This is a genomic window from Streptomyces sp. NPDC086077 (assembly GCF_040686175.1).
Classification (GTDB): domain Bacteria; phylum Actinomycetota; class Actinomycetes; order Streptomycetales; family Streptomycetaceae; genus Streptomyces.
On sequence record NZ_JBFBJT010000008.1, the window covers coordinates 23,666 to 35,692 of the forward strand.

The following is a 12,027-nucleotide window of genomic DNA, read 5'->3' on the forward strand; positions in this document are numbered from 1 at the left end:
CGCCGTTCGACGCATGGGTGAGGAGCCAACACGACTACCGAGGGAGCCACCATGCCCCGTTACCTGTCGCTCGTGCAGATCGACGAGAGGAACGCGCCCGCCGAGGGCCCGAGCCCCGAGCTGATGCGGCGGATGGGGGAACTGATCGAGGAGATGACCAAGGCCGGCGTGCTGCTCGACACCGCCGGGCTGACGCCGTCCGCGCAGGGCACCCGCGTGCGCTACGAGGGCGGTCAGATCTCCGTCACCGACGGGCCGTTCACCGAGACCAAGGAGGTCGTCGGCGGATACGCCCTGGTGCAGGCCAAGGACATGGCCGAGGCGATCGAGTGGACCAAGCGGTTCCTGAAGGTGCACGAGGCGCACTGGACGGTGACCTGCGAGGTGCGCGAGGTCGCCGAGGGCTGAGTCCACCCCGGTCCCGCTTGGCCCGGGGCCGCGCGGGGTGTTCGATGGTGGGCTGTGGAACCACAGCCCACCGCCGCCCCGGGCGGCAGCGCGGACGCAGCCCGGCACACCGTCGGGACCGTCTTCCGCATCGAGTCGCCCCGGATCATCGCCGCCGTCGCCCGGATCGTCCGGGACGTCGGCATCGCCGAGGAACTCGCGCAGGACGCACTGGTCGCGGCGCTGGAGCAGTGGCCGCGGGACGGTGTGCCCGACAACCCCGGCGCCTGGCTCATGACCACCGCCCGGCATCGCGCCGTCGACCTGGTCCGGCGCCGGGAGAACTACGCCCGCAAGCTCCAGGAGATCGGCCGGGACCTGCCGGGCGCGGCCCCGCCGGAGGAGCCCGCCGACCCGGACGGCATCGACGACGACCTGCTGAGGCTGGTCTTCACGGCCTGCCACCCGGTGCTGTCCTCCGAGGCCCGCATCGCCCTCACCCTGCGCCTGCTCGGCGGCCTGACGACACCCGAGATCGCCCGCGCCTTCCTGGTCCCGGAGGCGACGGTCGCCCAGCGCGTCGTCCGCGCCAAGCGCACGCTCGCGAACAGGAACATCGCCTTCGAGGTGCCCTACGGCCCCGACCGCGAGGCGCGTCTGTCCTCCGTCCTGGACGTCATCTACCTGATCTTCAACGAGGGTTACGCGGCCACGGCAGGCGACGATCTCCTGCGGCCCGGCCTGTGCGAGGACGCCCTGCGCCTGGCGCGCGTGCTGTCCGGTCTGATGCCGAAGGAGCCCGAGGTCCACGGCCTGACCGCGCTCCTGGAGTTCCAGGCGTCCCGCACGGCCGCCCGCACCGGCCCGCACGGTGAACCCGTGCTCCTCAAGGACCAGAACCGGCGCCGCTGGAACCGCCTCCTCGTCGCCCGCGGCATCACGGCCCTGACCCGCGCCGGCGCCACCGCCACCGGCGCCCCGGGCCCGTACGCCCTCCAGGCCGCCATCGCCGCGTGCCACGCCCACGCGTACACGTACGAGGAGACCGACTGGCCGCGCATCGCGACGCTGTACGGCCTGCTCGCCGACCGCGCCCCGTCGCCGGTCGTCGAACTCAACCGAGCCGTGGCCGTCTCCATGGCCGAAGGCCCGTCCCGCGCCCTGGAGATGGTCGACGCCCTGTCCGCCGCACCCGCCCTGCGCGACTACCACCTCCTGCCGAGCGTCCGCGGCGACCTGCTGAGCCGGCTGGGCCGCAGGAAGCAGGCCCGCGCGGAGTTCGAGCGCGCGGCGGCCCTGGCCCGCAACGAGCGGGAGCGTGAGCTGCTGCTGCGCCGGGCGGCCGACTGCGGCTGACCGCGGCTGCGGCCGCCTCGGGGGCCGGTCAGTTCGCCGGGTGGCCGATCAGCATCGTCGGGGCCCCCGCGACCCGGGTCAGGAACACCGTCGCGGAGTGGGGGCCCTGCGGCTTCACCTTCCTGCGGAGTTCCTCCGGCTCGACCGCCGAGCCCCGCTTCTTCACGGTCAGGATCCCCACCTCCCGCTCCCGCAACAGGGCCTTCAACTTCTTGACGTTGAAAGGGAGTCGGTCGGTGATCTCGTAGGCGGAGGCGTACGGCGTCGGGTGCGCTTCGTCGGAGGTGACGTACGCGATGGTCTCGTCGACCAGCCCGCCACCGACCTCGGCGGCCACCTCGGCGACCAGATGGGCGCGGACGACGGCGCCGTCGGGCTCGTACAGATAGCGCCCGACCGGGCGTACCGCCGGATTCGGCAGGCCGCGCGAGCGGAGGGTGCGCGGGCCGGGGAGGAGGGTGGCGCGCACCAGGCCGGGCTCGGTGCCGAACCACAGCACCGCCTCCTTCACGTCCCCGCCGTCCGAGATCCACTCCGCCTCGGCGGCGTCGGGCACCGCCTCGTGGGGGATGCCGGGCGCGACCTTGAGGGCGGCGTGCGGGGCGGTCGCGGCCGCCCGGACCGCCCAGGACAGGGGCGGCGAGTAGGCCTCCGGGTCGAAGATCCGGCCCCGCCCGCCGCGGCGCGCCGGGTCCACGAAGACCGCGTCGTACGCCGACACGTCCACCTCGGTGACGTCCGCCTCGCGCACCTCGACGAGCCCGTCCAGGCCCAGCGCCTCGGCGTTCGCCCGCGCGACGGCCGCCGTCAGCGGGTCGCGGTCCACGGCGAGGACGCGGATCCCGGCGCGGGCGAGGGCGATCGCGTCCCCGCCGATCCCGCAGCACAGGTCGGCCACGGAGGTCACGCCCAGCTCGACGAAGCGCCGCGCGCGATACGCCGCCACGCTCGCCCGTGTCGACTGCTCGACCCCGTTGGGCGTGAAGTACATGCGCTCCGCGTCCGCCGTCCCGAACTTGGCCACCGCGCGCTGCCGCAACCGCGCCTGGCCGAGCGCCGCCGACACCAGATCGGCCGGATGGTCGCGGCGCAGCCGGGTGGCGACGGCGAGTTCGCGGGCGGGGTCGGTGCCGCGCACCTCGTCGAGGAGGGCCCGGCCTTCGGGTGTGAGGAGAGGGGCGAGGTCGTTCACCGGGACATTGTCGGCCAGTCGGTGGATGGTCCGCCTCCGGCGGCGGTGTCAGCGGGGGTTCGGGGGCGGGGCCTGGGAGGATCCGGCCCCATGGAACTAGTAGTACAAAATGACAAAAAAGGGCCGAATGGCCGCCGGAGGGCCACGACGACCATGGCGGGGGTCGCCGTACTGACCGCAGCCGCCATCGCCTCGGGGTGCACCCGGAGCACCGAGGCGCCGCCGCCCCTCAAGGCGCCTCCGGCCCGCGCCCTGGACGGATACGCCGCCAAACTCCGCGCCGAGCAGGCCGCCCGGGTCGCCGCCGCGAAGCGCTGGGGCCTGAAGGAGACCCCGCTGCGGGCACCGGCACCGCCCGCCCGGAAACCGGAGATCACCACCCGCGACGGCTTCGAGGTGGACGGACACGAGGAGCAGGGGCTTCCGCCGGTCTTCACCACCGTCCCCACCAAGGAGAAGGTCGTCTTCCTCACCATCGACGACGGCGCCGAGAAGGACCCGGCGTTCCTGCGGATGATGAGCGACCTGAAGATCCCGTACACCGCGTTCCTCAGCGACTACCTGGTGAGCGAGGACTACGGCTACTTCCGGAAGATGCAGGCCAGGGGGGTCGGCCTGAACAACCACACCCTCAACCACCCCTACCTGCCCGGCCTGTCCTACGAGGAGCAGAAGCGCGAGATCTGCGGCATGCAGGACGTCATCGAGGAGCGCTACGGCAAACGCCCGCTCCTGTTCCGCCCGCCCTACGGCAACTACAACTCCGACACCCTGCACGCCGCCAAGGACTGCGGCGTCACCCACGTCCCGCTGTGGAACGAGGAGGTCTTCGTGGACCGCTGGGACTACCGCGAGTGGGACCGCGACATCCACCCCGGCGACATCGTCCTCAGCCACTTCCGGGGCACCGACGACTGGGCGGGCGAGATGCCCGACATGATCCGAGTCTTCCTCGACAAGGTCACGGCGAAGGGATACGCGGTGGGCCGCCTGGAGGACTACCTGTGATTCGGCGCGGGTGGACGGCCGGGGCCGCGCTGCTGCTGGCCCTGCTGACCAGCTGCGCCCTGCCCGACGGCCCGCACGGGCGGTCCGTGGAAGCGGGGGCGGCACCCGGCTCCGCGGCCTCGCAGCCCCCGCCCCACCGCCGCTGGGGGCTGTCCGCGCCGCTCTCCCCGCCGCCCTCGCCGCTGCGCCACGTCGCCCGGCCGGTGGACGGACTGGCCCCGGTCCTGGACCGCATCCCGACCTCCCACAAGGTCGTCTTCCTCACCTTCGACGACGGCGCCGAGAAGGACCCGCGCTTCGTCGACATGGTCCGCGAACTGCGCCTGCCGGTCAGCATGTTCCTCACCGACAGCGTCGTCGGCCCCGGCTACGGCCACTTCGCGCGGCTCCGCGCGGTCGGCGCGAGCGTCCAGAACCACACCCTCGACCACGCCGCCCTGCGCGGGCTGCCGTACGCCGGCCAGCGCGCCGAGATCTGCGGCCAGCAGCAGAAGCTCCGCGTCCGCTTCGGCGTCCGCCCGCATCTGTTCCGCCCGCCCTACGGCACGTACGACACGACGACCCGGAAGGCGGCCGTGGACTGCGGCATCAAGGCGATCGTCCTGTGGCGCGCCACGATGAACGCGGCCGACCTCACCTTCATGAAGGGCCCCGTCCGCCTGCGCCCCGGCGACATCGTCTCGGTCCCCTCGACCGAGACGCCCGAGCCCATGCTCCGCGAGCGCACAACCCTCCTGCTCCGGCGGGTCCAGGAGGCGGGGCTGACGGTGGGGCGGCTGGAGGACTACCTCTGAGGTGCGGCACCGGTCGCCACGGCCGACGCGCCGCGGCCAATTGGCACTCCGCTTGACCGAGTGCTAACCGCAGTCATAGTCTCGGCTCTGGCACTCCCCACTGGAGAGTGCCAACACAGCGACGGGCAGGTCCGGCACCCGCGACGACGGATCCACCTGGTCGCCACCTCAGACAGTTAACCCCGTGAGATCTCCGAAGGGGGAGGTCGGATCGTGACGACCACCAGCTCCAAGGTTGCCATCAAGCCGCTCGAGGACCGCATCGTGGTCCAGCCGCTCGACGCCGAGCAGACCACCGCCTCTGGCCTGGTCATTCCGGACACCGCCAAGGAGAAGCCCCAGGAGGGCGTCGTCCTGGCCGTGGGCCCGGGCCGCTTCGAGGACGGCAACCGTCTTCCGCTCGACGTCTCCGTCGGCGACGTCGTTCTCTACAGCAAGTACGGCGGCACCGAGGTGAAGTACAACGGCGAGGAGTACCTCGTCCTCTCGGCTCGCGACGTCCTCGCGATCATCGAGAAGTAGTTCACCCACAGCACACCGTTTGAGCTGCGCCCCTGGCCCCCGCGACCGATAACGAAGCCGGGCGTCCGGGGCGCAGTTCATTTACCGCAGACTTTCCGAGAGGGCTCCCGCTGCCATGGCGAAGATCCTGAAGTTCGACGAGGACGCCCGTCGCGCCCTCGAGCGCGGCGTCAACAAGCTCGCCGACACGGTGAAGGTGACGATCGGCCCCAAGGGCCGCAACGTCGTCATCGACAAGAAGTTCGGCGCCCCCACCATCACCAACGACGGCGTCACCATCGCCCGCGAGGTCGAGGTCGAGGACCCCTACGAGAACCTCGGCGCCCAGCTGGTGAAGGAGGTGGCGACCAAGACCAACGACATCGCGGGTGACGGTACGACCACCGCGACCGTCCTGGCCCAGGCGCTGGTCCGTGAGGGCCTGAAGAACGTCGCCGCCGGCGCCTCCCCGGCCGCCCTGAAGAAGGGCATCGACGCCGCGGTCAAGGCCGTATCCGAGGACCTGCTGGCCTCCGCCCGCCCGATCGACGAGAAGTCCGACATCGCCGCCGTCGCCGCGCTGTCCGCCCAGGACCAGCAGGTCGGCGAGCTGATCGCCGAAGCGATGGACAAGGTCGGCAAGGACGGTGTCATCACCGTCGAGGAGTCCAACACCTTCGGTCTGGAGCTGGACTTCACCGAGGGCATGGCCTTCGACAAGGGCTACCTGTCGCCGTACTTCGTGACGGACCAGGAGCGTATGGAGGCCGTCCTCGACGACCCGTACATCCTCATCCACCAGGGCAAGATCTCCGCGATCGCGGACCTCCTGCCGCTGCTGGAGAAGATCATCCAGAGCAACGCCTCGAAGCCGCTGCTGATCATCGCCGAGGACGTCGAGGGCGAGGCCCTCTCCACCCTCGTCGTGAACAAGATCCGCGGCACCTTCAACGCCACCGCGGTGAAGGCCCCCGGCTTCGGCGACCGCCGCAAGGCGATGCTCCAGGACATGGCGACCCTCACCGGCGCCACGGTCATCTCCGAGGAGGTCGGCCTCAAGCTCGACCAGGTCGGTCTGGACATCCTCGGCAGCGCCCGCCGCGTCACCGTCACCAAGGACGACACCACGATCGTCGACGGTGCCGGCAAGAAGGCGGACGTCGAGGGCCGCATCGCGCAGATCAAGGCCGAGATCGAGGCCACGGACTCCGACTGGGACCGCGAGAAGCTCCAGGAGCGCCTCGCGAAGCTGGCCGGCGGCGTGTGCGTGATCAAGGTCGGCGCCGCGACCGAGGTCGAGCTCAAGGAGAAGAAGCACCGTCTGGAGGACGCCATCTCCGCGACCCGCGCCGCGGTCGAGGAGGGCATCGTCTCCGGTGGTGGCTCCGCGCTCGTCCACGCCGTGAAGGTGCTCGACGACAACCTCGGCAAGGAGGGCGACGAGGCCACCGGTGTCGCCGTCGTTCGCCGCGCCGCCGTCGAGCCGCTGCGCTGGATCGCCGAGAACGCCGGCCTGGAGGGCTACGTCATCGTCTCCAAGGTCGCCGAGCTGGAGAAGGGCAGCGGCTACAACGCCGCCACCGGTGAGTACGGCGACCTGATCAAGTCCGGCGTCATCGACCCGGTCAAGGTCACCCGCTCCGCCCTGGAGAACGCCGCCTCCATCGCCTCCCTGCTGCTGACGACCGAGACCCTGGTCGTCGAGAAGAAGGAAGAGGAGCCGGAGGCCGCGGGCCACGGCCACGGTCACGGTCACGCGCACTGACCTCGGCCACACCTGGCGAGGCCCGGCACCCGATGGGTGCCGGGCCTCGCTGTTTCCCCTCGCGGGTCTGTCAGTACCTCTTCGGCCAGTACCTGCTCGGCGGCCCTAACGCTCCATCTCGTCGAGGGCGCCCAGCTGTTCCATCAGCCCCAGCCGGTCGTACTCCCACCATCCCTCGGCGAGCTTTCCGTCCCCGCCGCACCGGAAGACCGTGGTACCCGTCATCGTGACGGCCTTCCCGGTGGCCGCGATCCCCAGGAACTCGCCCTTGTGCGTGCCCTTCCAGAACCACCGCGCGCACACCCGGTCGCCCTCGGCGATCAGATCCTCGATGCTGAAGGCGAAGTCGAACCCGTCCCGCCAGACCCGCATCTCGCGCCGGACGTGATCCATCCCGATCGTGTCCTCCACGTTCGCAGGATCATGACCGCGGTAGTGCTCCGTCATCACCTCGTCCAGCGGCGGCAGCTGACCGGGCGTCCCCGCCAGGTCGAAGAACCGCCGGACCGTGGCGCTGGACAACTGCTCGTCCCGGATCACGTCCAGATCGGTGAACGTCGGCGTCTCGTCGCACAGGGCGATCATGTCCTGGAAGATCCGGTCGGTCTCCGGGAGGGTCGAGTTCCGCATCGCTTCCTCGTACGACGGAAACTCCACTATCTCGATGAAGTGCGACGCGTCGCCCCGGTCCTTCCCGATCAGGCTGTGCGTCGCGGTCCGCTTGCCCTTGGTCTGCTCGACCCAGGCGTCCATCAGCCGATCCAGCTCCTGGAACCGGGTGGTCTTGCAGTCGATGACCTGTACGAATGTCATGGCCCGCCTCCCGTCCCCCCTGGGTCCCGGTGCACGGCTCCATTGTCCCACCAGCTCCGCCCGGCGCCTGGCCGCCACCGAGGAGCGGCGGCCCCGCGACCACGCCGGAGCGCGGTGACACCGGCTACTGAGGCCCGTACTTCCGTCCCGCCCGCGAGCTGACGCCGCCGAGAAGTCCGCGCGGCGCCACCTTCACCACACCCATGAGGGCCTTGTAGCGGGGGTCCGGGACCGAGAGGGTCTTGCCACGGGCCAGGTCCGCGAGGGCCGAGGCCACCAGCTTGTCCGCGTCGAGCCACATCCAGCCCGGGATGTTGTCCGTGCCCATACCGGCCCGCTCGTGGAACTCGGTGCGGACGAAGCCGGGGCACAGCGCCATCAGCCGTACGCCGGTGCCCGCCAGGTCGCGGGCCGCGCCCTGGGTGAACTGGACGACCCAGGCCTTGGACGCGCCGTAGGTGCCGCGCGGCAGGAAGGCCGCGACCGAGGCGACGTTCACGACGCCGCCGCGGCCCCGCTCCCGCATCGCGTCGGTCGCCGCCGACGTCAGCCGCAGGACGGCCTCGCAGTGCACCTTGAGCATCTTCAGCTCGTCGTCCATGGAGACGTCGAGATAGCGGCCCTTGTTGCCGAAACCGGCGTTGTTGATCAGGAGGTCGACGGGGTTCTTGCGGTCGGCGAGACGGGAGGCGACCGCCTCGATGCCGGCGTCGGTCGCCAGGTCGGCGCCGAGTACCTCGGCCTCGATGCCGTGCCGGTCGTGCAGTTCGGTCGCCTGCTCGCGGAGGCGTTTGGTGTCGCGGGCCACCAGGACGAGGTTGTGCCCGTCCGCCGCCAGCCGCCGCGCGAACGCGGCGCCGATTCCCGCGGTCGATCCCGTAATCAGAGCCGTTGTCATGGGCCAAGGGTAGTGACCCGGGCTGCGCGCCGACGGGCGCCGACAGTGAAGTTTTCGCGGGTTACACCCTCGTGACCTGCGGTCAGGCGTCCTGGGGCGCCGCGTACCCGCTCGCCATGTCCAGCCACTCCGGGTGCAGGGACGCGCCGGCCTCCAGCAGCCGCGGCAGCAGCGTCCGCTCCGTCGTCCCCGCGCGGAACGCCAGCGCGACGCTCACCTCATGGGCCGGCCGGTGCACGATCTCGACCGGGTCGCCCGCACGGATCTCGCCGGGCTCCAGGACGCGCAGATACGCCCCCGGAGCCGCCCGACGCGTGAACCGCCTCACCCATCCCCGTTCATCCAGATGGCCCTGGAAGGTTCGGCAGGGGATCCGCGGCGAGGTGATCTCCAGCAGCACCTCGCGCCCGATCCGCCAGCGCTCGCCGATCAGCGCCCCGGAGACGTCGAGGCCCGACGTCGTGAGGTTCTCGCCGAAGCGGCCGTTGGTCAGGGGGCGTCCCAGCTCGCGCTCCCACGCGTCGAGGTCCTCGCGCGCCATCGCGTACACGGCCTGGTCGTCGCCGCCGTGATGACGGGTGTGGCACACCGCGTCCCCGGCCAGCCCGCTCGCCCCGACGCCCTTCGGGCCGGGTGCCGCCACGCGTACGGGTTCGTCGACCGGGCGCTTGTCGATCCCGGTGATGCCCTGGGGGTGGTCCGTGTAGGTGACGGCCTTGGCGCGGCCCAGGTTCACAGACAGAAGCCTCATGGCGGAACGGTAGGCGACAAGGGCCAAAGCGTCCACGCATTATTCGCCGTGGTACCCAAGACTCGCTTATGCTTGGAGGGTGATCGAGGCTCGTCATCTGCGCGTCCTGCGCGCCGTCGCCGCCACCGGCTCCTTCTCCGCGGCGGGGCGCGAGCTGGGCTGCACACAGCCCGCCGTCAGTCAGCAGATGAAGGCGCTGGAGACCTCCGTGGGCACGCCCCTGCTGGTGCGCACCGGACGGGAGATGCGGCTGACGCAGGCCGGCGAGGCGCTCGTACGGCACGCCGCGGGCATCATCGCCGGGCTCACCGCCGCCGAGGAGGAGGTCGCCGCGATCGCCGGGCTGCGCGCCGGACGGGTCCGGCTGGTGTCCTTCCCCAGCGGCAGCTCGACGCTCGTGCCGACCGCCCTCGCCGCCCTGCGTGCCGCACACCCCGGCACCCGGGTGTCCCTGGAGGAGGCCGAGCCGCCCCAGTCCGTCGACAAGCTGCGGGCCGGCGACTGCGACGTCGCGCTCGCGTTCCGCTACGAGGGTGCGGTGGGCGCCGAGGAATGGGACGACCTGGTCGTACGGCCGCTGCTGAGCGACCGCCTGGTCGCGCTGGTGCCCGAACGGCACCGGCTCGCGCGGTCACGGTCCGTCGCCATCGGTGAACTCGTGGACGAGCCGTGGATCGCGGGCTGCCCGCGCTGCCGCGGCCAGTTGATCGAGGTGTGCGCGGGGGCCGGCTTCACGCCGCGCATCGACTTCGCCACCGACGACTATCCGGCGGTGATCGGCCTGGTGGGCGCGGGGCTGGGGGTGGCGGTACTGCCACAACTGGCGATCGAGTCCGTACGGCCCCGGGGGGCGCGCGCGGTGACGCTGGAACCGGCGGTGCGGCGGGAGATCGTCGCGCTGACGCTGCCCGATCTGGCGCAGGTGCCGGCGGTGCGGGCGACGCTGGATCAGCTGGCGCGGGCGGCGACCCGCTAGCCACGCGCGTCGGAGGTCAGAGACACGCTCGGGCGTGCTCCATCTGGAGAAACGTTCCTTCAGGTGTTCGAAGCGGTGTTGCCGCCCGTCGACGCCGGCACCAGCCGGTGACGGGCCCTACCCATGAGCTCCTCGCGCTCGTCCTCGGTCAGCCCGCCCCACACGCCGTACGGTTCGCGCACCGCAAGGGCGTGTGCCGCGCACTGGGCGCGGACAGGGCACCTCATGCAGACCTCTTTGGCCGAGTTCTCGCGAGCGCTCCGCGCCGCCCCGCGCTCGCCCTCCGGATGGAAGAAGAGCGAACTGTCGACCCCGCGACAGGCAGCGAGGAGCTGCCAGTCCCACAGGTCCGCGTTCGGTCCGGGAAGGCGGGAGAAATCTGCCATTGTGTGACCCCTTGTAGCCGTTCTGAGCGGATACGGTGCCCACGACCGTACATCTACGATCTAAGGAGATGAAAATATGACTCATTGCGAATCTAGCCTCAGACACCAGTAGATGGGAAGAAATGGGTCTAAATGGGGCATGGGTTGTGATGAAAGATTGCGGGTCCCTCGTGCATGTCTGCACCGTGTCCGCGCCCTCACGTAGAGTGCCGAAGATGGCACACGGCCCCGTAACTCTTTCGAGTGACCGTCGTTGAGAGTGCGGAGGCGGTTGAAAACACAAGCGCTCGGGCAGGCGTCCGAGACGGTCGACCGCACAGGTGACGATTTCGTACCAGCCTGGAGGCTCAAGGTGACGCGCATCAGCTGCGGAGGGCGGCCATGACTTCCGTCCTCGTCTGCGACGACTCCCCGCTTGCCCGAGAGGCGCTCCGCCGCGCGGTCGCGACCGTGCCCGGTGTCGAGCGCGTGACGACGGCGGCCAACGGCGAGGAAGTCCTCCGCCGCTGGGGTGCCGACCGCTCGGATCTGATTCTGATGGACGTACGCATGCCCGGACTGGGCGGCGTCGAGACGGTGCGGCGGCTGCTGTCAGCCGACCCCGGTGCGCGCATCATCATGCTCACCGTCGCCGAGGACCTCGACGGAGTGGCCCTCGCGGTCGCCGCCGGCGCTCGCGGGTACCTGCACAAGGACGCCTCGCGGGCGGAGCTGCGTGCCACGGTCACGCAGGCGCTCGCCGACCCGACCTGGCGGCTCGCCCCGCGGCGGCTGCGGTCCGCCGAGATGGGTGCGGCGCCGACGCTCACCGCGCGTGAGATCCAGGTGCTGGAGGGCATGAGCCACGGCCGCTCCAACGCCGAGATCGGCCGCGAGCTGTTCCTCTCCGAGGACACGGTCAAGACCCACGCCCGCCGTCTGTTCAAGAAGCTCGGCGCCTCGGACCGCGCACACGCGGTGGCGCTCGGTTTCCGCTGGGGTCTGGTGCGCTGACGCGTGTCCCGGTGAGCGGGGGCGGCGACGAGCCCCCGCTCGGATGGGGGAGGAGGCGACACGATGGGGGTACCTCCCTGCCGGTCCGGGAACGCCGGCCCGCCGCACGGCGCCGCCCACACCGGGCCCGTGCGGAACCCGCCGGCTTCCGTCCCGCATGCCGGGCGCCCAGGCGCTTGGGTGGTGTGTCGGGTCGGTGCCCGGCGC

13 protein-coding genes are annotated in these 12,027 nt (G+C 71.3%); 8 read left to right on the forward strand and 5 right to left on the reverse strand.

Features of this window, described 5'->3' with window-relative positions; all coding sequences use genetic code 11:
- The first annotated feature begins 51 nt into the window (after window positions 1–51).
- Window positions 52–408: a YciI family protein gene (locus AB0O67_RS04110; RefSeq protein WP_365445730.1), complete on the forward strand. Its 357-nt coding sequence runs from the start codon at window positions 52–54 to the stop codon at window positions 406–408.
- A gap of 54 nt (window positions 409–462) precedes the next feature.
- Window positions 463–1,743, forward strand: coding sequence for a DUF6596 domain-containing protein (locus AB0O67_RS04115; RefSeq protein ID WP_365445733.1), 1,281 nt, complete (start codon window positions 463–465; stop codon window positions 1,741–1,743).
- Between the two features lie 28 nt (window positions 1,744–1,771).
- Here AB0O67_RS04115 and AB0O67_RS04120 read toward each other — a convergent pair whose 3' ends face one another.
- Window positions 1,772–2,935 (reverse strand): methyltransferase domain-containing protein, encoded by a 1,164-nt coding sequence (locus tag AB0O67_RS04120; RefSeq protein ID WP_365445736.1) that lies wholly within the window; start codon window positions 2,933–2,935, stop codon window positions 1,772–1,774.
- Between the two features lie 153 nt (window positions 2,936–3,088).
- Between AB0O67_RS04120 and AB0O67_RS04125 the strand changes: the two genes are divergently transcribed.
- The 4 genes from AB0O67_RS04125 to groL all read left to right on the forward strand — a co-directional run bounded on the left by AB0O67_RS04125 (window position 3,089) and on the right by groL (window position 7,003).
- Window positions 3,089–3,943 (forward strand): polysaccharide deacetylase family protein, encoded by an 855-nt coding sequence (locus AB0O67_RS04125; RefSeq protein WP_365445739.1) that lies wholly within the window; start codon window positions 3,089–3,091, stop codon window positions 3,941–3,943.
- 86 nt (window positions 3,944–4,029) lie between these two features.
- On the forward strand, window positions 4,030–4,737 hold the full coding sequence (locus AB0O67_RS04130; protein ID WP_365445900.1) for a polysaccharide deacetylase family protein: 708 nt from the start codon (window positions 4,030–4,032) through the stop codon (window positions 4,735–4,737).
- Window positions 4,738–4,950: 213 nt separating this feature from the next.
- On the forward strand, window positions 4,951–5,259 hold the full coding sequence (groES, locus tag AB0O67_RS04135; protein ID WP_053135717.1) for a co-chaperone GroES: 309 nt from the start codon (window positions 4,951–4,953) through the stop codon (window positions 5,257–5,259).
- Window positions 5,260–5,374: 115 nt separating this feature from the next.
- Window positions 5,375–7,003 (forward strand): chaperonin GroEL, encoded by a 1,629-nt coding sequence (groL, locus tag AB0O67_RS04140; RefSeq protein WP_365445742.1) that lies wholly within the window; start codon window positions 5,375–5,377, stop codon window positions 7,001–7,003.
- Window positions 7,004–7,108: 105 nt separating this feature from the next.
- Here the strand turns inward: groL and AB0O67_RS04145 are convergent, their stop codons facing one another.
- The 3 genes from AB0O67_RS04145 to AB0O67_RS04155 all read right to left on the reverse strand — a co-directional run bounded on the left by AB0O67_RS04145 (window position 7,109) and on the right by AB0O67_RS04155 (window position 9,465).
- On the reverse strand, window positions 7,109–7,816 hold the full coding sequence (locus tag AB0O67_RS04145) for an ester cyclase (RefSeq protein WP_365445745.1): 708 nt from the start codon (window positions 7,814–7,816) through the stop codon (window positions 7,109–7,111).
- Between the two features lie 124 nt (window positions 7,817–7,940).
- A complete protein-coding gene (locus AB0O67_RS04150) occupies window positions 7,941–8,714 on the reverse strand; it encodes an SDR family oxidoreductase (protein ID WP_365445748.1) in 774 nt (257 codons plus the stop codon).
- 82 nt (window positions 8,715–8,796) lie between these two features.
- Window positions 8,797–9,465: an MOSC domain-containing protein gene (locus AB0O67_RS04155; protein WP_365445751.1), complete on the reverse strand. Its 669-nt coding sequence runs from the start codon at window positions 9,463–9,465 to the stop codon at window positions 8,797–8,799.
- 79 nt (window positions 9,466–9,544) lie between these two features.
- Between AB0O67_RS04155 and AB0O67_RS04160 the strand changes: the two genes are divergently transcribed.
- The gene (locus AB0O67_RS04160) at window positions 9,545–10,441 is read left to right on the forward strand and encodes a LysR family transcriptional regulator (protein ID WP_365445754.1); all 897 of its coding nucleotides are present in this window, start codon (window positions 9,545–9,547) and stop codon (window positions 10,439–10,441) included.
- A 59-nt stretch (window positions 10,442–10,500) separates the two neighbouring features.
- Here the strand turns inward: AB0O67_RS04160 and AB0O67_RS04165 are convergent, their stop codons facing one another.
- The gene (locus tag AB0O67_RS04165) at window positions 10,501–10,827 is read right to left on the reverse strand and encodes a WhiB family transcriptional regulator (protein WP_365445757.1); all 327 of its coding nucleotides are present in this window, start codon (window positions 10,825–10,827) and stop codon (window positions 10,501–10,503) included.
- 381 nt (window positions 10,828–11,208) lie between these two features.
- Here AB0O67_RS04165 and AB0O67_RS04170 point away from each other — a divergent pair, with 381 nt between their 5' ends.
- Window positions 11,209–11,820 (forward strand): response regulator transcription factor, encoded by a 612-nt coding sequence (locus AB0O67_RS04170; protein ID WP_003948568.1) that lies wholly within the window; start codon window positions 11,209–11,211, stop codon window positions 11,818–11,820.
- The last annotated feature ends 207 nt before the right edge of the window (window positions 11,821–12,027 follow it).

Bases quoted from the DNA above. Each gene is read 5' to 3' on its own strand.
- AB0O67_RS04110 (WP_365445730.1), top strand. From the start codon at position 52: ATGCCCCGTTACCTGTCGCTCGTGCAGATCGACGAGAGGAACGCGCCC.
- AB0O67_RS04125 (WP_365445739.1), top strand. From the start codon at position 3,089: ATGGCGGGGGTCGCCGTACTGACCGCAGCCGCCATCGCCTCGGGGTGC.
- groL (WP_365445742.1), top strand. From the start codon at position 5,375: ATGGCGAAGATCCTGAAGTTCGACGAGGACGCCCGTCGCGCCCTCGAG.
- AB0O67_RS04145 (WP_365445745.1), bottom strand. From the start codon at position 7,816: ATGACATTCGTACAGGTCATCGACTGCAAGACCACCCGGTTCCAGGAG.
- AB0O67_RS04150 (WP_365445748.1), bottom strand. From the start codon at position 8,714: ATGACAACGGCTCTGATTACGGGATCGACCGCGGGAATCGGCGCCGCG.
- AB0O67_RS04155 (WP_365445751.1), bottom strand. From the start codon at position 9,465: ATGAGGCTTCTGTCTGTGAACCTGGGCCGCGCCAAGGCCGTCACCTAC.
- AB0O67_RS04165 (WP_365445757.1), bottom strand. From the start codon at position 10,827: ATGGCAGATTTCTCCCGCCTTCCCGGACCGAACGCGGACCTGTGGGAC.
- AB0O67_RS04170 (WP_003948568.1), top strand. From the start codon at position 11,209: ATGACTTCCGTCCTCGTCTGCGACGACTCCCCGCTTGCCCGAGAGGCG.